A 22,977-nucleotide genomic window follows, 5' to 3' on the forward strand; every position below is an offset into this window, starting at 1 on the left:
AGCTCAAAACCCGCAGAGCTCTCGCAACAGCCCGGTATCCAGATGCTTCTCCACCAGATCCGCCAGCCGTTCGATATCGCGCTCGCGCAAGGCGTGGTAATCGACGTCCTGCACCTGCTGCAAACCGGCCCAACGCAACAACGCACCGCACGCTGCCGGCGATTCAAACAGGCCATGCAGGTAGGTGCCGAAAATCTGTCCATCGGCACTTTGCGCGCCATCGCAGCGACCATCGTCCAACTGCACGGCCGCGTTTTCCAACGCCGGCCCGGTGGTTACGCCCGCATGGATTTCATAGCCGCTGACCACTGCATCTTCCAGGGCCAGGCGACCGCGCACATTGCGCAATTGTTTCTCTTCTTCGAGTTGGGTCTGGAACGCCAGCAACCCCAGGCCAGCGCTGGAGCCCGGTGCGCCTTCAAGGCCCAGCGGGTCATGCACCTGTTCACCGAGCATTTGCAGTCCTCCGCAAATCCCCAGCACTTTACCGCCGTAACGCAGATGACGACGGATCGCCGTTTCCCAGCCATTGGCCCGCAGGTACGCGAGGTCGCTGCGTACGCTTTTCGAGCCCGGCAGGATGATCAGGTCGGCCGGTGGAATCGCCTGGCCGGGGCCGATGAATTGCAGGTCCACTTGCGGATGCAGGCGCAGCGGATCGAAATCGGTGTGGTTGCTGATGCGCGGCAACACTGGCACCACCACTTTGAGCACGTGGTCAGCCTTGTCGGTCTGGCGCTGATCGATGCCGTCCTCGGCCTCTAGGTGCAAGTCCATCACGTAGGGCAGCACGCCGATCACCGGTTTGCCGGTGCGCGCTTCCAGCCAGTCTAACCCCGGCTGCAGCAAGGCGATGTCGCCACGAAAGCGATTGATGATGAAGCCTTTGATCCGCGCCTGTTCAGTCGGTGACAGCAGTTCCAGCGTGCCCACCAGATGCGCGAAAACCCCGCCGCGATTGATGTCGGCAATCAGCACCACCGGGCAATCCACCGCTTCGGCGAAGCCCATGTTGGCGATATCACCGGCACGCAGATTGATCTCGGCCGGCGAGCCCGCGCCTTCGACCATCACCACCGGATACGCCGCACTCAAGCGTTCGTGGGAGGCCAGCACCGCTTGCATGGCGATGGTTTTGTAGTCGTGATAGGCGACCGCGTTCATCGTCGTGACGGCGCGACCATGGATAACCACTTGGGCGCCGGTGTCGCTGTTGGGTTTGAGCAGCACCGGGTTCATGTCGGTGTGGGGTTCGAGGTTGGCGGCCTGGGCTTGCACGGCTTGCGCGCGACCGATTTCGCCACCGTCAGCGGTCACCGCGCTATTGAGCGCCATGTTCTGCGGCTTGAACGGCACGACGCGCACGCCGTGGCGGGTCACCCAGCGACACAGCGCCGTCACCAGCGTACTTTTACCGGCGTCGGACGTGGTGCCCTGCACCATCAACGTCGTCATTTTGTTTCCTTGGCGTAGGCTTCGAAGGCTTGCTTGAGGCGCGCCCAGTCCGCTTCGTCGGCGGGCAAGCCAAAACGCAGGCTGCTGTTGTGAGCAAACAACCGCAGCAAAATGCCCTGCCGCGCCATGAACTCATGCAGTTGCTCAGCCTGTTCGGTGATCAACCACTGAAACAAAGCGCATCCCCCCTGAGGTTTAAAGCCCTGCTGTTCAAGCAGCCGCGCCAGACGCTCGCTGGCCTCCTCGCTGCGATGGCGCTGGCGGGCGTGCCCTTCGGTGTCCAGCAAACATGCCCGGCCAATCACCCGGGTCGGTCCGCTGACGGCCCAGGGCCCGACTTGCTCGGCGAGCAATTTAAGCAACTTGCGTTCTGCCAGCACAAACCCCAGCCGCACACCGGCCAGGCCAAAAAACTTGCCGAACGAACGCAGCACGATCAAGCCAACCTGATGAGTAAACGGTGCCAGGCTCAGCTGCGGCGTGTTGTCCATGAACGCTTCGTCCACCACCAGCCAACCACCGCGCGACGCCAGTCGAGTGTGCCAGTCGAGCAGACGGCCTGGCGTCAGGCTCAGGCCAGTCGGGTTGTTGGGGTTGACCACTACCAGCACGTCAAGGCTGTCGAGAAAGAAGTCGACTTCCTGCTCCAGCACTTCGCGCACGATATAGCCGCAGCGCCGCCAGGCTTCGGCGTGCTCGGCGTAACATGGCGACAGCACCCCGACCTTACCGGCACGGCGCAAACGCGGCAGCAGTTGGATAGCCATTTGCGAACCAGCCACCGGCAGCGCTTGCGCTGCACTGTAATAGTCGCAGGCCGCCTGCTCCAGGCCGTCATCGTTTTCCGGTAAACGGGCCCAGGCGCGCGGCTCGATATCCGGGATCGGAAAAGGCCACGGCGCCAGACCGGTGGACAGGTCGAGCCAATCGGTTTCCGCGATGCCGTATTCGAGCGCCGCCTTGCGCAACCGGCCGCCGTGCTCAAGCATAGAATTCAGCCCCCACGCAGAGAATCAGTAACCACAACCATACCCCGCGCTGGACCAATTGCCAGCCACGGTCAATGGAGTCGGCATCCGCCGGCACACCTTCGCCCAGTTGCGGACGCTGATGCAGTTCACCGTGATAAATCGCCGCTCCGCCCAACTCGACACCCAATGCACCAGCACCCGCCGCCATGACCGGGCCGGCATTCGGGCTGTCCCAGGTAGGGCCTTGCGTGCGCCAGCATTTCAACGCCAGACGGGTTTTACCCAGCAGCGCGTAGGTCAACGCCACCAGACGTGCCGGAATGTAGTTGAGGATGTCGTCGATCTTCGCCGCAGCCCAGCCGAATCGTTCAAAGCGTTCATTGCGATAACCCCACATCGCGTCCAGCGTATTGCTCAAACGGTAGAGCACCACGCCGGGCGCACCGGCCACGGCAAACCAGAACAACGCAGCGAACACCGCATCGCTGCCGTTCTCCAGCACCGATTCGGTGGCCGCGCGGGCGACTTCAGTCTTATCCAGTTCACTGGTCTGGCGGCTGACCAGATACCCGACACGCTTGCGCGCCTCTTCCAGATCATCACTGCGCAATGCCTTGGCCACCGGCTCGACGTGTTCACCGAGGCTGCGCAGACCAAGGGCACAATACAACGCAAGAATCTCGACGACCCAGCCAATATAAGGCGCCCAGGACAATGCCGTCGCCAGCAAGGTCAGCGGCAACACGGCCATCACCCACGCCGTGACGCCATGACTGCGCCAGCCGCGCCCGGCGGAATTGAAACGTTGCTCGATGCGATCGGCAAAACGACCGAACGCCACCAGCGGATGCCAGCGTTTGGGTTCACCCAGCAGCGCGTCCAGCGCAACCGCGGCGACACTCAATAACGCCACACTCATTGACTCACTCCCCAATAATTTTCATACAGCAACTCACTCAGCGGACGCGCTTGCGCCCAACCTTCGAGTACCAGCATCGGCGCCGGATAGAATTCCTTGACCGGCCCCAGGCAAAGAACCGCCAGCGGCTTGGCCCCGGCCGGCAGACCCAGCAGGTCCGCCAGCGCTTGCGGCTCGAACAGCGACACCCAGCCCATGCCCAGACCTTCCGCGCGCGCAGCCAGCCATAAGTTCTGGATGGCGCAGGACAGCGAGGCCATGTCCATTTCCGGCAAGGTGCGACGCCCGAAGATGTGGCGCTCGCGATCGTCCATCAGCGCGGCGACCAGCACTTCGGCACAGTCATTGATGCCTTCGACCTTGAGCTTCATGAATTCGTCGGTGCGCTCGCCGAGGGCTTCGGCAGTGCGCACGCGTTCTTCTTCCACCAGCAACTGGATCTTGTCGCGCAAGTCTCGGTCGCTGATGCGGATGAAACGCCAGGGCTGCATCAGGCCGACACTAGGGGCCTGATGCGCCGCTTCGAGCAGGCGTCGCAGCAGCTCGGGCTCGACCGTGCCGCCGCTGAAGTGACGCATGTCGCGGCGCTCGCCGATGGCGCGATAGACCGCTGCGCGTTCGGCATCGGAAAAAGCGTTGTCGCTCATGGCCGCTTCGCGAGCAAGTCGGCCTCAAGGTCCGGCGCAAACAGCGCGGCAATGGCCGATGGATTGGATGGAAAATAGAAGTGCACGTAAGACGCGGTCATCCGCCCCTCACGATAAACCGCCTCGGCGCCGCGACCGCCGTTCGGACTGAGGCCGCGCGCGATAGGCTCAAGCTCGGTGCTGGTCAGGGAGTGGTGATACGTGTGGCCGCGCAGCGAACCTTCAGGCAGTTCGACCGCTTGCAAAGCCAACGCGGCCAGACGCTTTTGCATCACCGCGTCCCCTTTCAACAAACCGACCAGCTCTGCACGAGTGCCCTCGACATCGGTCAACGAGTCGAGCAAGTACAGCATGCCGCCGCACTCGGCCAACAACGGTTTACCGGCCGCATGGTGCGCACGGATTGCGTTGAGCATCGGGGTGTTCTGTGACAATGCGACATGGTGCAATTCGGGATAACCGCCCGGCAGGTAGAGGCTGTCGGCGTCCGGTAATTGGCGGTCACGGATCGGCGAGAAGAACGAGAGTTCGGCGCCCATGGCTCGCAGCAAATCCAGGCTCGCGCCGTAAGTGAAGGCGAACGCTTCGTCACGGGCTACCGCAATGCGCACGCCCGCGAGCAACGGCTCGGCAACAATCACATCCGGGGCGGCAAACTCCACCGCCGGCGGCAATGCCACTTCACAGCTGCTGGCCAGCGCATCGGCTGCCGCGTCGAGCCGCAGGTCCAAATCATTCAACTCGCTGGCCTGAACCAGCCCCAGATGACGGCTCGGCAACTCGATTCCGGTTTCTCGCGACAACGCGCCATACCAACGCAAACCTTCGGTCAGGCTGCCTTCAAGCAATTGCGCATGCCGCAGTGTGCCCACGCGGTTGGCCAATACACCGGCAAACGGCAAATCCGCTTGATAGCGCGCCAGCCCTAACGCCAGTGCACCGAAGGTCTGCGCCATGGCAGTGCCGTCGATCACCGCGAGCACCGGCACTCCGAAGTGCCGCGCCAGGTCGGCGCTGGACGGCGTGCCGTCGAACAGCCCCATGACGCCTTCGATCAGGATCAAGTCGGCTTCAGCAGCGGCTTCCCACAGCAGTCGCCGACTTTCCTGCTCGCCGACCATCCACATGTCCAATTGATACACCGGCGCACCGCTGGCGCGTTCGAGGATCATCGGGTCAAGAAAGTCCGGGCCACATTTGAACACGCGCACCTTGCGCCCCTGATTGCGATGCAAACGGGCCAGCGCGGCAGTGACGGTGGTCTTGCCCTGACCGGAAGCCGGGGCGGCAATCAGTACCGCCGGGCAACAACGTGGCTGATTCACAGCTCGACGCCTTTTTGCGCTTTGATCCCGGCCTGGAACGCGTGCTTGATCACGCCCATTTCGGTGACGGTGTCGGCCAGCTCGATCATTTCCGGCTTGGCGCCGCGACCGGTGACCACCACGTGTTGCATCGGCGGGCGGGCCTGCAAGTCGCTGAGCACTTGATCGAGATCGAGGTAGCCGTGCTTGAGCGCGATGTTCAGCTCATCCAGCACCACCAGACCGATCGACGGATCGCTGAGCAACTCACGGGACACCGCCCAGGCCGCTTCGGCGGCAGCAATGTCACGCTGGCGGTCCTGGGTTTCCCAGGTAAAGCCTTCGCCCATGACATGGAAACGCACTTGCTCCGGGAAGCGGCGGAAGAACAGTTCTTCGCCGGTACTGTTGCGCCCCTTGATGAATTGCACCACGCCGCACTGCATACCGTGCCCCATCGACCGAGCGAGCATGCCGAATGCCGAACTGCTCTTGCCTTTGCCATTGCCGGTCAGCACCAGCAACAAACCGCACTCGTTGGGGGAATTGGCAATGCGTTCATCGATCACGGCTTTTTTGCGCTGCATGCGCGCCAAATGGCGTTCGTCACGATCAGGGGTATCGGTCATGGGGGAGCTCTCCGTTGAGGCTGGATAACGGCGGGCGGGCACAAGAATAGACGGCAAGAAGCCTGGCATCGCCCACCGTGATGCCGCTGGATGAATCAGGCCGGTCTCCGGGCTCATGAGCGGCGTGATGCCGGACTGCGCGCCTTCCCATATCGACAGTCGACACAGTGGCTCAAGGCGCAGCTTTCACTCATTTACCGTTGCGGGGGCAGCGCCGGGATCGTGACGTTTCGTCGTTTTACGATAGTCACTCACCGGCTTCCCTGTTTCACTCTGTCGGCCACTGCCACAGAGCACCTGAAACAAGCCGCGAAGGTTAGAGGGTTGGGGGTGGAGCGTCAAATGAAGACAAAGCTGCGGCGAGCGATATACTGCCGCCGATCAATTTACTGACGCCAATCTTGCACCACACTGTCAGCAGTGATATCAAAGCGCCACAAAACCCAACAACACAATTACAAGGGTGAGCAACATGCAAGGCATGATCATCAGCAATCCGAAGCTGGAATTCCTGCGGCCGGTGCTGGAGCGCTGGTTTGACTGTATCGACCGCTACAACACGGTGCGCGGTGATAACGACTCGCCTTATTGGCACGATGAAAAAGCCAACCTTGGCCTGCTCTCCGCAGCAGCCTGGATGGCGGAAATGGTCACGCTGCCAAACACGTCGACGCGCAAACAGAACGAAGAAGGTGAGCGCAATGCCCGCGCCGATCTGTTTATCGCAACCGCCGAAGAGCGCGCCTACCTTCAAGCCACTCAACGCTGGCCCAAGGTCAACAGCCTGAACCTGACGCAGGCACTGCAGGACATCACCAGCGATGCCAAACGAATCAGCTACGCCAGCGACCTGAAACTTGGTTGCCTGTTCGTTGCCCCGCAAAAAGCCCAGCAAAGCGCCACCCCTGAAGAACTTCAGGACATGGTCGACGATCTGCAAAAAGAACACTGCTGTGCCGTCGCCTGGTATTTCCCCTACGCCTATCGCAAGTTGCGCAACGAAGCCGGCAACTATCACCCAGGCGTTGCCGTGTTGTTCAAGGAAGCCCGCGGCTAATCGACGGAACCATCGCACGCTGAAGCTTCTCTATGATTAAGTCAGAGCAATCATAGGGAAGACCAGCATGCGCAAGTCCCCGCTCGCTATCGTCATCGTGCTCGCCGGAGGGCTTGCCGCCTGTGGTGAGACCTCCATACTGCAAGTCTCCGACGGCACCGGCCCGTCACCCAAGCTGCCTGAACCCAACAAAACCCTGATCCCGACGGTGAATATCGCCCCGGCGATCGGCTGGCCGAAGGGCGCGAAACCTACTGCCGCTGCCGGCACTCAAGTGGCCGCCTTCGCCGAAGACCTCGATCACCCGCGCTGGCTCTACGTGCTACCCAACGGCGACGTGCTGGTAGCCGAAACCAGCGCGCCACCCAAACCCGATGACGGCAAAGGCATTCGTGGCTGGATCATGGGCAAAGCCATGGGCCGTGCCGGCGCCAAAGTACCGAGCCCGAACCGCATCACCCTGCTGCGTGACAAGGACCACGACGGCATCGCCGAAACCCGCACGGTGTTCCTGGAAAACCTCAACTCACCCTTCGGCATGACGCTGGTCGGCAATGACCTGTACGTGGCCGACACCGACCGATTGCTGCGCTTTCACTACGAAAGCGGTGACACCGGGATCAAGTCGCCGCCTACCAAGGTGGTCGATCTGCCGGGAGGCACGCTGAATCATCACTGGACCAAAAACGTCATCGCCAGCAAGGACGGCCGCAAGCTGTACGTCACGGTGGGCTCCAACAGCAACGTCGGTGAAAACGGCCTGGATCAAGAGGTAGGTCGCGCAGCAATCTGGGAAGTGGACCGCGCCACCGGCAACCACCGGATATTCGCTTCCGGCATTCGCAATCCAAACGGGTTGGCCTGGGAGCCCCGCAGCGGTGCACTGTGGACGGCGGTCAATGAGCGGGACGAAATCGGCAGCGACCTGGTGCCGGACTACATCACCTCGGTCAAGGATGGCGGGTTCTACGGCTGGCCGTTCAGCTACTACGGTCAACATGTCGACATTCGTGTCGAGCCACAAAACCCGGACCTTGTGGCCAAGGCCATTGCGCCGGACTACGCAGTGGGTCCGCACACGGCATCGCTGGGGCTGACGTTCGCTGAAGGCACCAGCCTGCCCGCGCAATTCAAGGAAGGGGCCTTTATCGGTCAGCACGGTTCGTGGAACCGCAAACCGCACAGCGGCTACAAAGTGATCTTCGTGCCATTCGCAGGCGGCAAACCGACCGGGAAACCGGTCGATGTACTGACCGATTTTCTCAATAAAGACGAAGAGGCCATGGGTCGGCCGGTAGGCGTCGTGATCGACCAGCAGGGTGGCTTGCTGGTGGCGGATGATGTCGGGAACAAGGTGTGGCGCGTGTCAGCCGCTAAGTAACCGCCCCCCAACCCCCTGTAGGAGTGAGCCTGCTCGCGATAGCGTTGGGACAGTCACATCGATATTGACTGACCCAACGCTATCGCGAGCAGGCTCACTCCTACACGGGGCAGCAGCGTGACTAGGGATTGCGCGCCAAGTGCTCGGGTTGCAGAACGCGCTTGGCGCTCAGGTAAGCCCGTTGCCAATAGGCTTTGGACAAGCTGTCGAGCTTCACCGTGCCGCCCGTGGCGGGTGCATGAACGAAGCGGCCCTCGCCCACGTAAATCCCGGCATGGCTCACCTGAGAACCGCCATTGGTAGCGAAGAAGATGAGATCACCGGTTTGCAGACCTTCCTTGCCCACATTGGCGGCTTGCATGCTGATCATCTCGTGCGTGGTACGCGGCAGGGAAATGCCGGCGGCATCACGATAGACAAAGCCGATTAACCCACTGCAATCAAAACCGGAGTCCGGCGTATTGCCGCCCCAACGGTAAGGCGTGCCCACCAGGCCCAACGCGCGAAAGAGCACCTCTTCTGCTTCAGGGGAAGATGCCTGGGAGGAACCAAAGATGATCGGCGCGCGATTCACCGGCGCAGGAGGCGGTGTGCGGCTGGCGCAGGCGCTGAGCAGCGCTGCGAAGAACATGAGTGCAAGGCGGGCCGACATCGTCATAAGCAGAGCATCCTGATCTGGCTGCGGCTTTTTTCTGCCGGGAGTGCAGAAAAGAAAACCGCCTGCGCGTGACGCAGGCGGTTTGCCATCATTAAGATCAGAATTCTAGCGCCTACGCGGCAAACTTCAAGTAAGACTTTAACTTCGCCTTACAACTTGTACGTTTACTTGCGAGCGGTGACCACTGTCGGTGCCATCGCGAGGGCGCGTTTGGCTTCGATAAAGGTCTTGCTCCAGTAGCTGTCACCCAGGCTGTCGACCCGGACGCCACCGCTTTTGCGGCTGCTGGAGTGGATGAACTGGTTGTCACCCAGGTAGATCCCGGCGTGACTGACGCGACCACGACGACCATTGGTCGCGAAGAACAGCAGATCGCCTGGCTTCAGTGCGCTGCGAGCCACCAGCGGGGCGTCCACGTTGATCATTTCGCGAGTAGAACGAGGCAGGTTCATGCCCGCTTCCTCACGGAAGAGGTAACCGATGAAGCCGCTGCAATCAAAACCGGCTTCAGAAGTGCCGCCGAAACGGTAACGGGTACCGATCAGGGACATGCCACGCTCAAGAATGCTGTCGGCCAGAACCGGTAGCTGGTAGGCCTTGCCGTCGGCAAAGTCAGCCAGTTCTTTATCGGTGGCCAGTTCTTCCTGGAAAAGAACGGAAGAAGATTGTGCGGTAACTGAATTTTTAGCCTGCTGTTGTTGCTCTTGCTGGGACACTGGAGAGTGAGCAGCGCAACCGAACAACAGGGTGACGAGTGCGAGAGGCACGAGGGGTGCGAAGCGCTTTAGCATGGGCACGACCGTGGCTGATAGTTGTAAAGAAGTCGAGACTATGCCCGCTATCATCCTCATTTGCAAATTCAATCGAACTTTATGTGACTTATCGGTTTCTCGTTAACATCTAAGCGCTTAAGCCCATTTTAAACGCTTGCGCAGCCTGCAGCCCTGTAGGAAAGCCGATTTCCTGGCGCCTGAAATATGCCGAAACCCCTGCCAGGCTTTGGTTTTACCAGCCCAGCGTTTCCTTCAGGAAGGGGATTGTCAGCTTGCGCTGAGCTTGAAGAGAGGCCTGATCGAGACGTTCAAGCAGCTCGAAAAGCGCACTCATGCTGCGAGTACCGCGAGTCAAAATAAAATGGCCGACTTCATCGGTCAGGTGTAGGCCGCGACGCGACGCACGCAATTGCAAGGCGCGCAATTTGTCTTCGTCGGAGAGTGGACGCATCTGAAAGATCAGCGCCAGGGTCAAGCGGGACTTCAAGTCTGCCAGCTTCACCGGCAGTTCACGCGGGGATGTCGACGCGGCGATCAGCAAGCGCCGACCACTGTCACGCAACCGATTGAACAGATGGAACAGTGCCTCTTCCCAATCAGCCCGGCCGGCAACCGCCTGCAAATCATCCAGGCAGACCAGTTCGTATTGTTCGAGGTTATCGAGAATCGAGATGCCACGATCCAGCAGCTCGGCCAACGGCAGGTACACCGCCGGCTCCCCCAACTGCTCGAAGCGCAGGCAGGCCGCCTGCAACAAATGCGTACGCCCTACCCCGTCCTTGCCCCAGAGATAAATCAGGCTTTCGGTCCAGCCGGCGTCGGCTTCGCATAGCCGCTCGACATAGCCGAGTGCTGCGGCATTGGCGCCAGGGTAGTAATTGATAAAGGTAGCGTCATCACGCAGACGCACACCTAGGGGCAGCTGAATCGGTTTCATGCTGACTGAACAGTTCCAAAGGAACCGTTAGTGGCCTCTGTGTAAAGTTTGCGAAGTTTATACCCGTGACGCTGGTCGCACAATGCGACAGACCACAAGCAAAATCAAAGGTTTGCGTTAACGCACCGGTTTTATGACAGTTTCTTTGACAGCACCGGCCTCTGGCACACCCGGGATGCAGGCCGACCTGGCACGAAAACAGGCCGACCTCTGTGAACCGTCGACAACCGTTGCAATCAAGGTTTGTCGACACCACCGTACATATCTGAATCCCTATACAAATCTTGTACATGGCGCACCAGCACCATGATCACCGCCGCCACCGGCAATGCCAGCAACACGCCAGTAAAACCGAACAATTCTCCCCCTGCCAGAATCGCGAAGATCACCGCCACCGGATGCAGGCCAATCCGGTCGCCAACCAGCAATGGCGTCAGCACCATACCCTCCAGCGCCTGCCCGACCATAAACACCGCGACGATCCCCAGCATGGGATACAGTTCGCCGCCGAACTGAAACAGACCGGCAATCAATGCCGCGCCAATCCCGATGACAAAGCCCATGTACGGCACGATAGCGGCCAGACCGGCAATCAGGCCGATCAGCAGCCCCAACTCCAGCCCCACCAGCATCAGGCCCGACGCGTAGATCACGCCCAAAGCCACCATCACCAGCAATTGCCCACGCACGAACGCACCGAGCACTTCGTGACATTCACCGGCGAGCTCGACGACGCGCTCTTCACGATCACGCGGCAGCAGGCTGCGGATTTTTGCCATCATCAGGTCCCAGTCCCGCAGCAGGTAAAAACTTACCACCGGGATCAACACCAGATTGGCCAACCAGCCAATCAATGCAAGACCGGACGCTGTGGCCTGGCTCAACACCACACCGACAATATCGCTGGTCTGCCCCATGTGTTCACTGATCGCGGCCTTGAGCTTGTCGAATTTCCAGAACCCCTCCGACAACCCGAACTTCGACTGCGCCCACGGCAATGCGGTGTGCTGCAGCCAATCGAGCATTTGCGGCGCCAGCTCATACAAACGAAACAACTGCCTGGCCAGCAGCGGCACCAACACCAGCAGCAGCGTGGTGAAAATCAACGTGAACAGCGCGAACACCGCCACCACGCCCCACGTCCTTGAAAGTCCGGCTTTCTCCAGCCGATCCACCAGCGGATCGAACAGATAGGCCAGCAGCAACGCCACCAGGAACGGTGTCAGGATCGGATGCAACAGCCAGATAAACGCGCAGAGCAGAACCACTCCACCCAACCAGAACCAACGCCGCGTATCAGCCATGTACCACTCCATATGCATCTATATAAAGAAAGAAAACCTTACCAACGGAAGCGCAATTGCGGCACCGGTGCCGGCGCTGGGGCCACGGCAGGCGTCGCACCCTGCGCCACGGGCTGAACCGGCGCAACGGGCGCGGGCACTTCACCGGCGGGCATTTCCTGCAACTTCGCCAGCGACAACTGCGAGCGCAATTGCTCGGCGCTGCCGTTAACCCGATAAAGAATGCGATCACCGTCAACACTTTGCAGACGCGCGCCAAAAGGGTCGAGCAATCGCCCCAGCGCCGCATAGCGCTCCAGGTTCATGCCCTGCACTTCCAGCAATTGCTCGCCAGAAGCGCCCGGCTTGACAACAAACCGTGGCGCCAGTCGCTCGCTGACCGCCAGCATCACAGCGTCAGCCACAGCGGCCTGATCCGCGCCCTGTACGTTGCCCGCTTCCTTCTTGTCGCCCATCCACAAATTCCATTTGGCCTGCCACTGGCCGCCCTCTTCGCGGGCATGCACGGCGAGCAAGGCGTCAGCGTTGTAACGTTCCGAGACCCCGCGCAGTGGCGTTGCGTCGGTGCCTTCCAGGTTGGGCGCCGTAGCGACCAGTTGCTCACTCAGGTCCGCCAGCGGCAAACGCAGCGGCAAACCACGGTGCTGCGCCGCTCGACGCAACGGTGTAGCGGCGGCCTGGCCATCGCCCACCAAACTTGAACCCTCGGTGGCATCGTTCAACCACCAACCGAGGATCGACGGTCGATTGGCACCCCACAACGACAACCCGGCACGACGCAATGCTTGCTCGGTAGTGTTCGGATCAAAATCGACCTTCAGTACTTCTGGAGGGCCCGCGTCAAAACCAAATTGGCTGATGATTTGCTGCGGATCTTTGCGCAGGGCTGCCAACCCCGGACTCTGCACCGCCTTGGGATCGCCGGTCAGACGCAACACCAGCGTGTCCAGCGCCCGCTGGATCGCTTGATCACGCTCCGCGGGCGCCTGACTGGTGACAGGCTCGCGCACCTGATAAAGGCCTTTCACGTTTTCGGCATGACTCGTGAGGCTGATCAGGGAAAAACAGCTCAAACACAAAAATTTAGAAAAAAAACGCATGGAAGATTCCTGACGACAAGAGCGGCTGGAACAGACCGCATGAAGACGATCGAACAGGGCTGTGACCACTTCCCTGTGCAAAACATTCACACGGCCGCGATAAGTTTTCGCACTGTCATAACGATAGACGGTTAATCGCGTTACCTTATACAGCCCACTAACACGCTCAATATCAATTTTTTTAATAGGATATGCCCCTGCCGTCGGCGTGAGGATGGCCGCTGCCCCTCAAGCCTGATAAAATCGCGCGCCTTCGCAGACCGGCAACAGCCGGGCACATCGAATTTCGCGTGAGGCAATCGCCCCCGTCGATTTCGGCGTCCCCCGCTGGACTCGGTCGTTACCCCTGAATCCCCCCTAAAGGCCTGGATCATGAGCAAGCAACCCTCCCTGAGCTACAAGGACGCCGGTGTAGACATCGACGCCGGTGAAGCATTGGTCGAACGCATCAAGAGCGTCGCCAAGCGCACTGCGCGCCCGGAAGTCATGGGCGGCCTGGGCGGTTTCGGCGCCCTCTGCGAAATCCCGGCTGGCTACAAGCAGCCTGTGCTGGTTTCCGGCACCGACGGCGTGGGCACCAAGCTGCGCCTGGCCCTGAACCTGAACAAGCACGACAGCATCGGCATCGACCTGGTGGCCATGTGCGTGAACGACCTGGTGGTCTGCGGCGCCGAGCCACTGTTCTTCCTCGACTACTACGCTACCGGCAAACTCAACGTCGAAACTGCGACCCAGGTCGTCACCGGCATCGGTGCTGGCTGCGAACTGTCCGGTTGCTCCCTGGTTGGCGGCGAAACCGCTGAAATGCCGGGCATGTACGAAGGCGAAGACTACGACCTGGCCGGTTTCTGCGTCGGCGTCGTGGAAAAATCCGAGATCATCGACGGTTCCAAAGTCGCAGCCGGCGACGCCCTGCTCGCCCTGCCGTCTTCCGGCCCGCACTCCAACGGCTACTCGCTGATCCGCAAGATCATCGAAGTGTCGGGTGCCGACATCGAAAACATCCAGCTCGACGGCAAACCGCTGACCGATCTGCTGATGGCCCCGACCCGTATCTATGTGAAGCCGCTGCTCAAGCTGATCAAGGAAACCGGCGCTGTCAAAGCCATGGCCCACATCACCGGTGGCGGCCTGCTGGACAACATCCCGCGCGTTCTGCCAAAAGGCGCACAAGCCGTGGTTGACGTGGCGAGCTGGAACCGCCCAGCTGTGTTCGACTGGCTGCAAGAGAAAGGCAACGTCGACGAAAACGAAATGCACCGCGTGCTGAACTGCGGCGTCGGCATGGTGATCTGCGTCGCTCAGGAGCACGTTGAAACCGCGCTGAACGTTTTGCGTGAAGCCGGCGAGCAGCCTTGGGTCATCGGTCAGATCGCCACCGCTGCCGAAGGCGCGGCCCAGGTTGAACTGAAGAACCTCAAGGCTCACTGATGTCAAAGACCTGTGATGTCGTGGTGCTGCTCTCCGGCACCGGCAGTAACTTGCAGGCCTTGATCGACAGCACGCGGACCGGCGACAGCCCGGTCCGCATTGCTGCGGTGATTTCCAACCGCGCCGATGCCTATGGCCTGCAGCGCGCCAAGGACGCGGGTATCGACACCCGCGCCCTGGATCACAAGGCTTTCGAAGGCCGCGAGGCCTTCGATGCCGCGCTGATCGAACTGATTGACGCCTTCAATCCCAAACTCGTGGTACTGGCCGGTTTCATGCGCATTCTCAGCGCTGACTTCGTGCGCCACTATGCGGGTCGCCTGTTGAATATCCACCCGTCGCTGCTGCCCAAATACAAAGGGTTACACACTCATCAGCGCGCGCTGGAGGCCGGCGACACCGAGCACGGCTGCTCCGTGCACTTCGTCACCGAGGAACTCGATGGCGGACCACTGGTCGTACAGGCAGTAATACCGGTAGAGTTGCACGATTCGCCGCAAAGCCTGGCGCAGCGAGTCCACGTTCAGGAACACTTGATCTACCCGTTGGCAGTACGCTGGTTTGCCGAAGGTCGCTTAGCACTCAGCGAACAAGGTGCTTTACTGGATGGGAAGTTACTCGCGGCCAGCGGCCACTTGATTCGAACTTAGGAGATATTATGCGTCGCGCCCTGCTCTTCGCTTGCGCTCTGTTTGCCCTGCCCCTGGCACAGGCTTCGGAACTTCAACCTTTCTCCGCCAGCTATACCGCCGACTGGAAGCAGTTGCCCATGAGTGGCACGGCTGAACGCAACCTGACCAAGGAAGCCAACGGCGTCTGGAAACTCAGCTTCAAGGCGTCGATGATGATCGCCAGCCTGACGGAAGAAAGCACCCTGACCGTCGACAAGGAAACTCTGCTGCCTCAGACCTACCACTTTGAACGTGGCGGCCTGGGCAAAGCCAAGAAGTCTGATCTGGATTTCGACTGGGCCACCAAAATGGTCACCGGCACTGATCGCGGTGACGCAGTCAAGGTCCCGCTGAACCCTGGCATGGTCGATAAATCCACTTACCAGTTGGCCTTGCAGCACGATGTCGCCGCCGGCAAGAAAAGCATGAGCTATCAGGTAGTCGATGGCAACGAAGTCGACACCTATGATTTCCGCGTGCTGGGCTCTGAAAAAGTAGACACCAAGGCTGGCAAGATCGATGCAATCAAGGTCGAGCGTGTGCGCGACCCGACACAAAACAAGCGCATCACCGTCCTGTGGTTTGCCAAGGACTGGGATTACCTGCTGGTCCGTCTGCAACAAGTTGAAACCGACGGCAAGGAGTACAACATCATGCTCCTCGATGGCACGGTCAACGGCAAATCGGTCAAGGGTAGCTAATCCGGGATCGACAAGAAAATCCGGAATTCGATAAGGGTTCCGGATTTTTTTTGTCCGCTGAAACTCAGATAATCGCCAGCGCTTGTGCCAGATCGGCACGCAAGTCTTCGACGTCCTCAACGCCCACGGACAACCGCACCAGCGCATCGCCAATGCCAAGTTGTGCGCGGGTATCGGCGGGGATGCTGGCGTGAGTCATGATCGCCGGATGCTCGATCAGGCTTTCCACCCCGCCCAGACTCTCCGCCAACGCAAATATTTGCACGTTCTCAAGGAAGCGCTTGGCGCCGGCCAGGTCGCAGTTCAGGTCGAGGGAGATCATGCCGCCAAAACCGCGCATTTGCCGTTGTGCCAGTTCGTGCTGCGGATGTGACGGCAGGCCTGGGTAGTAGACACGCGCCACTTGCGGCTGTTGTTCCAGCCATTGCGCCAGCGCCAGTGCGTTGCTGCAGTGGCGCTCCATGCGCAACGCCAGGGTCTTCACCCCGCGCAACGTGAGGAAGGCGTCAAACGGCCCGGCGATAGCGCCCACGGCGTTTTGCAGAAAGCCCAGCCGTTCGCCCAGCTCCGCGTTCTGCCCGACCACCGCAATGCCACCGATGACGTCAGAGTGACCGTTCAAATACTTGGTGGTCGAATGCACCACGATATCGAAGCCCAGTTCCAGCGGACGCTGGATCCACGGGCTCGCAAAGGTATTATCGGCCACACAAATGATGCCGCGCTGGCGACAGATGCGCGCGATGGCTTCGAGGTCAGTCAGGCGCAACAACGGATTGCTCGGCGTCTCGACGCAGACCATCCGCGTGTCCTCCTGCAGCGCCGCTTCAAAGGCCGCCAGATCCGTCAGGTCGACGAAACTGAAGCGATGCCCGGCGCTGCGCCGGCGTACTTTGTCGAACAGGCGAAACGTCCCGCCATACAAATCATTGCCCGAGACGATATGCGAGTCGGCATCGAGCAATTCGAGCACGGTGGAGATCGCCGCCAGTCCGGACGCGAACGCGAACGCCTGGGTGCCGCCTTCGAGGTCCGCCACGCAGCGCTCCAGCGCCCAACGTGTCGGGTTGTGCGAGCGCCCGTAGTCGAGGCCTTTGTGTACGCCGGGGCTTTGCTGCAAATAGGTGGAATTGGCGTAAATCGGCGGCATCAGCGCCCCGGTGGAAGGGTCCGGCGTCTGCCCGGCATGAATCACCCGAGTAGCGAACCCACGTGGCGCAGCGTTTTCATCGTGTTGACTCATGCAAGAGATCTCCGTAAATGATTGAGTAGGTCAACGCGGGTAATCAGGCCATGGAAGCCCGAGGCATCGGCAATGATCGCCACCAACCCACGGTCGAGTTCGGCTTGCAGCTCTGCCAGGCTGGCAGCGGCCGGCAAGGTTTGCAGTTTGCCCGTCATGGCGCTGGCGACGGTCAAGCGGAAGTGCGATGGGTCTTGGTGCACACCCAGCAAAATGTCGGATTCGTCGATGACGCCGACCAAACGCTGCCCCTCTACCAGCACGGGCAGTTGCGACACATCGGCCAGGCGCATGCGCTGGAAAGCGGTGAGCAACGTGTCGTCCGGGCCGACGCTGATCACCCGCCCGTCCTCGAAGCGCCGCGAGATCAAATCGCGAAGATCACCGTAGCGCTTGTATTGCAGCAGGCCCTGATCGTTCATCCATTGATCGTTGTAAACCTTCGACAGGTAGCGGGTGCCGGTGTCACAGACAAAACTCACGACCCGCTTCGGCTCGGTTTGCTCACGGCAATAACGCAACGCCGCCGCTAGCAACGTGCCGGTCGATGATCCGCCGAGAATACCTTCGGCGCGCAGCAGCTGGCGGGCATGATCGAAGCTTTCCTCGTCGCTGATCGAATACGCGTGGCGCACGCTGGACAGGTCGGCAATCGAGGGAATGAAATCTTCGCCAATGCCCTCCACCGCCCACGAACCGGGTGTCCCAAGGGTGCCGCTGCGGCTGTATTCGGCCATCACCGAGCCCACCGGGTCGGCCAGCACCATGACCAGGTTTGGCTGCACACGGCTAAAAAACCGGGTCAAGCCGGTCAGCGTGCCGGCTGAACCGACGCCGACGACGATGGCATCGACATCATGCTGGGTCTGTGCCCAGATCTCCGGCGCGGTGCTGCACTCGTGCGCCAGAGGGTTGGCCGGGTTGTTGAATTGATCGGCAAAGAACGCGTCGGGAATTTCCTTGGCCAGCCGCGCGGCCACGTCCTGGTAGTACTCGGGATGGCCCTTGCCGACATCGGAACGGGTGATGTGCACCTCGGCGCCCATCGCCTTGAGGTGCAGGACTTTCTCGGTCGACATCTTGTCCGGCACCACCAACACCACGCGATAACCCTTGGCGCGGCCGACAAGGGCCAAGCCCAGGCCGGTGTTGCCGGCCGTGGCCTCGACGATGGTGCCACCGGGTTGCAGGCGACCATCGCGCTCGGCGGCGTCGATCATCGCCAGGCCGATGCGGTCCTTGATCGAACCGCCGGGGTTTTGTGATTCAAGTTTGAGGAACAGCGTGCACGGGCCGGTATCGAAGCGGCTGACACGCACCAGCGGCGTGTTGCCGATCAGTTCGAGTACGGCGGGGCGGGAGTCGTTTGGCATGTCTTCACCTTGCTCTGGTTTTCGCACTGGATGGACACAAACCTGCGGCGCGTCATTGTGTGACAGTCGCAGGCAATACTTCGCTTGGACCATAGGCCGCGATCGCCTCATTCGCAACCGCGCGCGGCCAGCCGGTAACCCGCTCGTATGAACCCCGCAAGAAAGTGGAACGCGCCGCTGGCGCAATGCTCTATAACTTCACAGTCTTTTTTGATCGAACGACTTTTCCAGCCTGGGAGGCTTTCCATGACCGTTACCGTCAATACCGTTTCCGCCGAAGGTTTTCGCCATAGCGTTCAAATCGATGAACACGAACTGTTTGCCGACGTACCGACCGCTTCCGGCGGCGAAGGCTCGGCGCCCGAACCCCACGATTATTTCGATGCCGCTCTGGGTGCCTGCAAAGCCCTGACCCTGAAGATGTACGCCAAGAAGAAGGACATCCCATTGACCGGCGTCACCGTCGAGGTCAAACGCGACAACAGCCAAGAGCAGAAAGGCAAATACGCCCTGCATGTCAAATTGACCCTCAAAGGCGTGCTCACCGATGCGCAGCGCGAGGAACTCCATCGTGTCGCCGACCGCTGCCCGGTCCACAAACTGATGACGACCACTGACGTCAGCATCGAAACCCACTTGTCCGAAGGGGCGTTCAGCCAATAGCGGCAAGGGCTGCGCAAGCGGGTTATGCTCCACGCATCACCCGCTCAGCCTGGAATGCAGCATGAACACTCCGCTCGTGATCCGCCCCCGCGCCGAAGATGTAGAAGGCCAGCCGATACTTCGCCCGTTGCCGTCCGCCAAATGCCGCAGCGTCGGGCCTTTCGTGTTTTTCGACCACATGCTCGAAACCGTTTACCCGGCGGGCAAAGGCATGAATATCCGACAACATCCGCACATCGGCCTGTCGACCCTCACCTACTTGTTCGAAGGGCAAATCCAGCACAAGGACAGTCTCGGCTCCGACCAGGTGGTGAGCGCCGGTGATGTCAGCTGGATGACTGCCGGCAGCGCAATTGCCCACGTAGAGCGCACGCCTATGGCATTGAAGGAGAGCGGCTTTACGATGCACGGCTTGCAGATCTGGCTGGCCTCACCCAAGGACCATGAGCAGGGTCCAGGCCACTACAGCCATCACCCGGCGGCCACCTTGCCGGTCAGCGATAACCTTGGCGTGAAGATCCGGATGATTGCCGGGTCAGGCTTTTGCCTGGAGTCGCCGGTGCCAGTGCTGTCCCCTACGTTGTACGCGGAACTGAACCTGCAAACGGCGACCACACTGCTGATTCCCACCGAACATGAAGAGCGTGCGTTGTATGTCTTGAGCGGTGAAGCGCAGCTGAATGGCGACACGCTGGAGGTGAATTCGCTGGTGGTGTTGCCTGCGGGGGAAGAAATGACCCTGTTCGCCGAAAGCGACTGCCACGCCGTGTTGTTCGGCGGCGCGCCGCTGGACGGGCCACGGCGGATCAACTGGAATTTTGTGGCCAGCGATCCGGCGGCCATCGATGAAGCGCGGCGGCGCTGGGCGGCCGGGGATTGGCCGACGGTGCCGGGGGAAAGTGAGCGGATCGAACTGCCTTAGCTTTTTGTTCGTTCCCACGCATCATCGTTCCCATGCTCTGCGTGGGAATGCAGCCCGTGACGCTCCGCGTCACTGGACGCAGAGCGTCCCTAGAGGCGTTCCCACGCAGAGCGTGGGAACGATCCGAAAATCAGTGGTCAGCCTTTAAACACTTCATCCAGCAAATTGTGCATCGACGTAAACGCCCGTGCAGCGATCTTCGCGTCGTACATCATCATGCCTGGCACATTGGCATGCGGATCGGTAAAGGAATGCACCGCCCCGCCGTAGCTCAGCAATTGCCAGTCCACGCCCGCCGCATTCATTTCCGCTTCGAATGCCGGCAGTTGCTCCTTGGGCACCAATGGATCGGCGGCACCGTGCAGCACCAGCACCGAGCCCTTGATGTTTTTGGCATCCGCCGGGTTTGGCGAGTCCAGCGTGCCATGGAACGACACCGCCGCCTTCAACGGTGCCCCCGTGCGTGCCAGGTCCAGGGCGCAGCAACCACCGAAGCAAAAACCGAATGCCGCCAGTTTCGAGGTATCGACCGCCACCTCGTCCTGATTTTGCAGTTGTTCAAACGCCGCCTGCAGGCGTTTGCGCAACAACGGACGGTCATGTTTGAGCGGCATCATCGCCGCGCCCGCCTCGTCGCCGTTCTGCGGGCGAACCGACTGACCGTACACATCCGCGATCAGCACCACGTACCCCTTGGACGCCACCGTCTTGGCAATCACTTCGGCCCCGGCGCTCACACCCATCCAGTTCGGCGCCATCAGCAAGCCCGGGCGCGGGCCTTTGTGGTCGGCGTCGAAAGCCAGGCGGCTTTCATACGAGTGGCCATCAATTTGATAAACGACTGAACGAACAGTGATTTGACTCATGACTCTCTCCCAGCAAAAGGCACCAGAATGAAAAAAACCCGCCGAAGCGGGTTTTTTTACAACGCAGTTAAACCGACAGTTCAACCAGCAGCTTGTTCAGACGGCGCACGTAGGCGGCCGGGTCTTTCAAGCTGTCACCGGCAGCCAGTGCCGCCTGATCGAAGAGAATGTGCGACAGGTCGCCGAAACGCTCCTCGCTCTGCTCGTTGTCGAGCTTCTCGATCAGTGGATGGGCCGGGTTGAATTCGAAGATCGGCTTCGAGTCCGGAACCTTCTGACCGCTGGCTTCCAGGATCTGACGCATTTGCATGCCCAGGTCCTGCTCGCCGATGGCCAGAATCGCCGGGGAATCGGTCAAACGGTGGGAAACCCGTACTTCAGCAACCGAGTCACCCAGTGCGGTTTTCAGACGTTCAACCAGACCTTCTTTGGACTTGGCGACTTCTTCTGCGGCTTTCTTGTCCTCTTCCGAGTCCAGATTGCCCAGGTCGAGGTCACCGCGCGCCACGTCAACGAAGCTCTTGCCGTCGAAGTCGTTGAGGTAGCTCATCAGCCACTCGTCGATACGATCGGTCAGCAGCAGCACTTCGATGCCTTTCTTGCGGAAGACTTCCAGGTGCGGGCTGTTTTTGACTTGCGCGTAGGTTTCGCCGGTCAGGTAGTAAATCTTGTCCTGACCTTCCTTGGCGCGAGCCAGGTATTCGGCCAGGCCAACCACTTGCTCGCCTTCCTCACCATTGGTCGAGGCGAAACGCAGCAAGCCAGCGATTTTCTCTTTGTTGGCGAAGTCTTCTGCCGGGCCTTCTTTCATGACCTGACCGAAGTTCTTCCAGAAGCTCTTGTATTGCTCAGGCTCGTTCTTCGCCAGTTTTTCCAGCATGTCCAGAACGCGCTTGGTCAGCGCCGACTTCATCGAATCGATGATCGGGTCTTTCTGCAGGATTTCCCGCGACACGTTCAGCGACAGGTCATTGGAATCGACCACGCCTTTGATGAAGCGCAGGTACAGCGGCAGGAACGACTCGGCCTGGTCCATCACGAACACACGCTGCACGTACAGCTTCAGGCCTTTCGGCGCTTCACGCTGGTACAGGTCGAACGGAGCACGGGCCGGCACGTACAGCAGCGAGCTGTATTCGAGCTTGCCTTCGACCTTGTTGTGGCTCCAGCTCAGCGGGTTCTCGAAATCGTGAGCGACGTGTTTGTAGAACTCCTGGTATTCCTCGTCTTTCACTTCAGTGCGAGGACGAGTCCACAGGGCGCTGGCACGGTTGACGGTTTCCCACTCAACGGCTGGCTGCTCTTCGCCTTCTGCGGCGGCCGCTTCCTTGGGCAACTCGATCGGCAGCGCGATGTGGTCGGAGTACTTCTTGATGATGTTGCGCAGACGCCAGCCATCGGCGAATTCGTCTTCACCGGACTTCAGGTGCAGGACGATGCGAGTGCCGCGCTCGGCTTTCTCAACGGTGGCGACTTCGAAATCGCCTTCGCCCTTGGACGACCAGTGCACGCCTTCGCTGGCCGCATCACCGGCACGACGGCTGAACACGTCGACTTTGTCGGCGACGATGAATGCAGAGTAGAAACCCACACCGAACTGGCCGATCAGGTGCGAATCTTTCTTCTGATCGCCGGACAGGTGTTTCATGAAATCGGCGGTACCGGATTTAGCGATAGTGCCCAGATGGGTGATCGCGTCTTCGCGGGTCATGCCAATGCCGTTGTCTTCGAGGGTGACGGTTTTGGCGTCTTTGTCGAAGCTCACACGGATTTTCAGTTCGGCGCCACCTTCCAGCAACTCAGGCTTGGACAGGGCTTCGAAACGTAATTTGTCGACAGCGTCAGAGGCGTTCGAGATCAATTCGCGAAGGAAAATTTCCTTGTTGGAATACAGCGAATGGATCATGAGGTGCAGCAGCTGCTTCACCTCGGTCTGGAAGCCCAGGGTTTCCTTTTGAGTTTCCACACTCAT

At 60.3% G+C, this 22,977-nt stretch carries 22 protein-coding genes and 1 riboswitch; of the genes, 7 read left to right on the plus strand and 15 right to left on the minus strand.

Annotated features, from left to right (window positions below; translation table 11 throughout):
• Positions 1–3: 3 nt before the first annotated feature.
• From BMS17_RS06235 to cobO, 6 genes are read right to left on the minus strand one after another with little or no spacing between them, the layout of a single operon-like run.
• Positions 4–1,455 (minus strand): cobyric acid synthase, encoded by a 1,452-nt coding sequence (locus BMS17_RS06235; protein ID WP_077430635.1) that lies wholly within the window; start codon positions 1,453–1,455, stop codon positions 4–6.
• Positions 1,452–2,444 carry a threonine-phosphate decarboxylase CobD gene (gene cobD, locus BMS17_RS06240; RefSeq protein WP_077430636.1) on the minus strand — a complete coding sequence of 331 codons (993 nt, stop codon included), beginning with the start codon at positions 2,442–2,444 and terminating at the stop codon, positions 1,452–1,454. The genes BMS17_RS06235 and cobD overlap by 4 nt, the downstream gene beginning before the upstream one ends.
• Entirely contained in the window at positions 2,437–3,345 is a 909-nt protein-coding gene (gene cbiB, locus BMS17_RS06245; protein WP_046032913.1) for an adenosylcobinamide-phosphate synthase CbiB, read from the minus strand. The genes cobD and cbiB overlap by 8 nt, the downstream gene beginning before the upstream one ends.
• Entirely contained in the window at positions 3,342–3,992 is a 651-nt protein-coding gene (gene bluB / locus BMS17_RS06250) for a 5,6-dimethylbenzimidazole synthase (protein WP_077430637.1), read from the minus strand. The genes cbiB and bluB overlap by 4 nt, the downstream gene beginning before the upstream one ends.
• A complete protein-coding gene (locus tag BMS17_RS06255; RefSeq protein WP_046032911.1) occupies positions 3,989–5,317 on the minus strand; it encodes a cobyrinate a,c-diamide synthase in 1,329 nt (442 codons plus the stop codon). The genes bluB and BMS17_RS06255 overlap by 4 nt, the downstream gene beginning before the upstream one ends.
• Positions 5,314–5,925 (minus strand): cob(I)yrinic acid a,c-diamide adenosyltransferase, encoded by a 612-nt coding sequence (cobO, locus tag BMS17_RS06260; RefSeq protein ID WP_027922439.1) that lies wholly within the window; start codon positions 5,923–5,925, stop codon positions 5,314–5,316. The genes BMS17_RS06255 and cobO overlap by 4 nt, the downstream gene beginning before the upstream one ends.
• Before the next feature lie 80 nt (positions 5,926–6,005).
• Positions 6,006–6,241: riboswitch (cobalamin riboswitch) on the minus strand.
• 156 nt (positions 6,242–6,397) lie between these two features.
• Between cobO and BMS17_RS06265 the strand changes: the two genes are divergently transcribed.
• Together BMS17_RS06265 and BMS17_RS06270 are read left to right on the plus strand one after the other, a co-directional pair.
• Positions 6,398–6,982, plus strand: a complete 585-nt coding sequence (locus tag BMS17_RS06265; RefSeq protein WP_077430638.1) for a hypothetical protein — start codon at positions 6,398–6,400, stop codon at positions 6,980–6,982.
• A 67-nt stretch (positions 6,983–7,049) separates the two neighbouring features.
• Positions 7,050–8,363 (plus strand): sorbosone dehydrogenase family protein, encoded by a 1,314-nt coding sequence (locus BMS17_RS06270; protein ID WP_077430639.1) that lies wholly within the window; start codon positions 7,050–7,052, stop codon positions 8,361–8,363.
• 121 nt (positions 8,364–8,484) lie between these two features.
• Here the strand turns inward: BMS17_RS06270 and BMS17_RS06275 are convergent, their stop codons facing one another.
• The 5 genes from BMS17_RS06275 to BMS17_RS06295 all read right to left on the minus strand — a co-directional run bounded on the left by BMS17_RS06275 (position 8,485) and on the right by BMS17_RS06295 (position 13,135).
• Positions 8,485–9,021 (minus strand): C40 family peptidase, encoded by a 537-nt coding sequence (locus tag BMS17_RS06275; RefSeq protein ID WP_077430640.1) that lies wholly within the window; start codon positions 9,019–9,021, stop codon positions 8,485–8,487.
• A 164-nt stretch (positions 9,022–9,185) separates the two neighbouring features.
• Positions 9,186–9,812 (minus strand): C40 family peptidase, encoded by a 627-nt coding sequence (locus tag BMS17_RS06280; protein ID WP_046032907.1) that lies wholly within the window; start codon positions 9,810–9,812, stop codon positions 9,186–9,188.
• Positions 9,813–10,026: 214 nt separating this feature from the next.
• Complete coding sequence (gene hda, locus BMS17_RS06285; RefSeq protein WP_010456804.1) at positions 10,027–10,731, minus strand: DnaA regulatory inactivator Hda; 705 nt, start codon at positions 10,729–10,731, stop codon at positions 10,027–10,029.
• 236 nt (positions 10,732–10,967) lie between these two features.
• Positions 10,968–12,035 carry an AI-2E family transporter gene (locus BMS17_RS06290; protein ID WP_046032906.1) on the minus strand — a complete coding sequence of 356 codons (1,068 nt, stop codon included), beginning with the start codon at positions 12,033–12,035 and terminating at the stop codon, positions 10,968–10,970.
• Between the two features lie 38 nt (positions 12,036–12,073).
• A complete protein-coding gene (locus BMS17_RS06295; RefSeq protein WP_077430641.1) occupies positions 12,074–13,135 on the minus strand; it encodes a DUF2066 domain-containing protein in 1,062 nt (353 codons plus the stop codon).
• A 372-nt stretch (positions 13,136–13,507) separates the two neighbouring features.
• Here BMS17_RS06295 and purM point away from each other — a divergent pair, with 372 nt between their 5' ends.
• Genes purM through BMS17_RS06310 form a run of 3 tightly spaced genes read left to right on the plus strand, consistent with a single transcriptional unit; the run spans position 13,508 to position 15,938 of the window.
• Positions 13,508–14,566: a phosphoribosylformylglycinamidine cyclo-ligase gene (gene purM / locus BMS17_RS06300; RefSeq protein ID WP_008033526.1), complete on the plus strand. Its 1,059-nt coding sequence runs from the start codon at positions 13,508–13,510 to the stop codon at positions 14,564–14,566.
• Entirely contained in the window at positions 14,566–15,216 is a 651-nt protein-coding gene (purN, locus tag BMS17_RS06305; RefSeq protein WP_046032904.1) for a phosphoribosylglycinamide formyltransferase, read from the plus strand. The genes purM and purN overlap by 1 nt, the downstream gene beginning before the upstream one ends.
• 8 nt (positions 15,217–15,224) lie before the next feature.
• Positions 15,225–15,938 carry a DUF3108 domain-containing protein gene (locus tag BMS17_RS06310; RefSeq protein ID WP_046032903.1) on the plus strand — a complete coding sequence of 238 codons (714 nt, stop codon included), beginning with the start codon at positions 15,225–15,227 and terminating at the stop codon, positions 15,936–15,938.
• A 64-nt stretch (positions 15,939–16,002) separates the two neighbouring features.
• Here BMS17_RS06310 and BMS17_RS06315 read toward each other — a convergent pair whose 3' ends face one another.
• Positions 16,003–17,181 carry a PLP-dependent aspartate aminotransferase family protein gene (locus BMS17_RS06315; RefSeq protein ID WP_046032902.1) on the minus strand — a complete coding sequence of 393 codons (1,179 nt, stop codon included), beginning with the start codon at positions 17,179–17,181 and terminating at the stop codon, positions 16,003–16,005.
• A complete protein-coding gene (locus tag BMS17_RS06320; RefSeq protein ID WP_046032901.1) occupies positions 17,178–18,554 on the minus strand; it encodes a cystathionine beta-synthase in 1,377 nt (458 codons plus the stop codon). The genes BMS17_RS06315 and BMS17_RS06320 overlap by 4 nt, the downstream gene beginning before the upstream one ends.
• 246 nt (positions 18,555–18,800) lie before the next feature.
• Between BMS17_RS06320 and BMS17_RS06325 the strand changes: the two genes are divergently transcribed.
• A complete protein-coding gene (locus BMS17_RS06325) occupies positions 18,801–19,217 on the plus strand; it encodes an OsmC family protein (protein ID WP_046032900.1) in 417 nt (138 codons plus the stop codon).
• Between the two features lie 61 nt (positions 19,218–19,278).
• The gene (locus tag BMS17_RS06330) at positions 19,279–20,139 is read left to right on the plus strand and encodes a pirin family protein (RefSeq protein WP_077430642.1); all 861 of its coding nucleotides are present in this window, start codon (positions 19,279–19,281) and stop codon (positions 20,137–20,139) included.
• Between the two features lie 137 nt (positions 20,140–20,276).
• Here the strand turns inward: BMS17_RS06330 and BMS17_RS06335 are convergent, their stop codons facing one another.
• Together BMS17_RS06335 and htpG are read right to left on the minus strand one after the other, a co-directional pair.
• On the minus strand, positions 20,277–21,005 hold the full coding sequence (locus BMS17_RS06335) for a dienelactone hydrolase family protein (RefSeq protein ID WP_046032898.1): 729 nt from the start codon (positions 21,003–21,005) through the stop codon (positions 20,277–20,279).
• Positions 21,006–21,072: 67 nt separating this feature from the next.
• The gene (gene htpG, locus BMS17_RS06340; RefSeq protein WP_046032945.1) at positions 21,073–22,977 is read right to left on the minus strand and encodes a molecular chaperone HtpG; all 1,905 of its coding nucleotides are present in this window, start codon (positions 22,975–22,977) and stop codon (positions 21,073–21,075) included.

It is taken from the genome of Pseudomonas sp. C9, from assembly GCF_002000165.1.
Taxonomy (GTDB): domain Bacteria; phylum Pseudomonadota; class Gammaproteobacteria; order Pseudomonadales; family Pseudomonadaceae; genus Aquipseudomonas.

Bases quoted from the DNA above. Each gene is read 5' to 3' on its own strand.
- htpG (WP_046032945.1), bottom strand. From the start codon at position 22,977: ATGAGTGTGGAAACTCAAAAGGAAACCCTGGGCTTCCAGACCGAGGTG.
- BMS17_RS06290 (WP_046032906.1), bottom strand. From the start codon at position 12,035: ATGGCTGATACGCGGCGTTGGTTCTGGTTGGGTGGAGTGGTTCTGCTC.
- BMS17_RS06270 (WP_077430639.1), top strand. From the start codon at position 7,050: ATGCGCAAGTCCCCGCTCGCTATCGTCATCGTGCTCGCCGGAGGGCTT.
- BMS17_RS06325 (WP_046032900.1), top strand. From the start codon at position 18,801: ATGACCGTTACCGTCAATACCGTTTCCGCCGAAGGTTTTCGCCATAGC.
- BMS17_RS06235 (WP_077430635.1), bottom strand. From the start codon at position 1,455: ATGACGACGTTGATGGTGCAGGGCACCACGTCCGACGCCGGTAAAAGT.
- BMS17_RS06265 (WP_077430638.1), top strand. From the start codon at position 6,398: ATGCAAGGCATGATCATCAGCAATCCGAAGCTGGAATTCCTGCGGCCG.
- BMS17_RS06335 (WP_046032898.1), bottom strand. From the start codon at position 21,005: ATGAGTCAAATCACTGTTCGTTCAGTCGTTTATCAAATTGATGGCCAC.
- BMS17_RS06330 (WP_077430642.1), top strand. From the start codon at position 19,279: ATGAACACTCCGCTCGTGATCCGCCCCCGCGCCGAAGATGTAGAAGGC.
- BMS17_RS06280 (WP_046032907.1), bottom strand. From the start codon at position 9,812: ATGCTAAAGCGCTTCGCACCCCTCGTGCCTCTCGCACTCGTCACCCTG.
- BMS17_RS06320 (WP_046032901.1), bottom strand. From the start codon at position 18,554: ATGCCAAACGACTCCCGCCCCGCCGTACTCGAACTGATCGGCAACACG.
- purN (WP_046032904.1), top strand. From the start codon at position 14,566: ATGTCAAAGACCTGTGATGTCGTGGTGCTGCTCTCCGGCACCGGCAGT.
- bluB (WP_077430637.1), bottom strand. From the start codon at position 3,992: ATGAGCGACAACGCTTTTTCCGATGCCGAACGCGCAGCGGTCTATCGC.
- BMS17_RS06295 (WP_077430641.1), bottom strand. From the start codon at position 13,135: ATGCGTTTTTTTTCTAAATTTTTGTGTTTGAGCTGTTTTTCCCTGATC.
- purM (WP_008033526.1), top strand. From the start codon at position 13,508: ATGAGCAAGCAACCCTCCCTGAGCTACAAGGACGCCGGTGTAGACATC.
- BMS17_RS06275 (WP_077430640.1), bottom strand. From the start codon at position 9,021: ATGACGATGTCGGCCCGCCTTGCACTCATGTTCTTCGCAGCGCTGCTC.
- hda (WP_010456804.1), bottom strand. From the start codon at position 10,731: ATGAAACCGATTCAGCTGCCCCTAGGTGTGCGTCTGCGTGATGACGCT.
- BMS17_RS06310 (WP_046032903.1), top strand. From the start codon at position 15,225: ATGCGTCGCGCCCTGCTCTTCGCTTGCGCTCTGTTTGCCCTGCCCCTG.
- BMS17_RS06315 (WP_046032902.1), bottom strand. From the start codon at position 17,181: ATGAGTCAACACGATGAAAACGCTGCGCCACGTGGGTTCGCTACTCGG.
- cobD (WP_077430636.1), bottom strand. From the start codon at position 2,444: ATGCTTGAGCACGGCGGCCGGTTGCGCAAGGCGGCGCTCGAATACGGC.
- cobO (WP_027922439.1), bottom strand. From the start codon at position 5,925: ATGACCGATACCCCTGATCGTGACGAACGCCATTTGGCGCGCATGCAG.
- cbiB (WP_046032913.1), bottom strand. From the start codon at position 3,345: ATGAGTGTGGCGTTATTGAGTGTCGCCGCGGTTGCGCTGGACGCGCTG.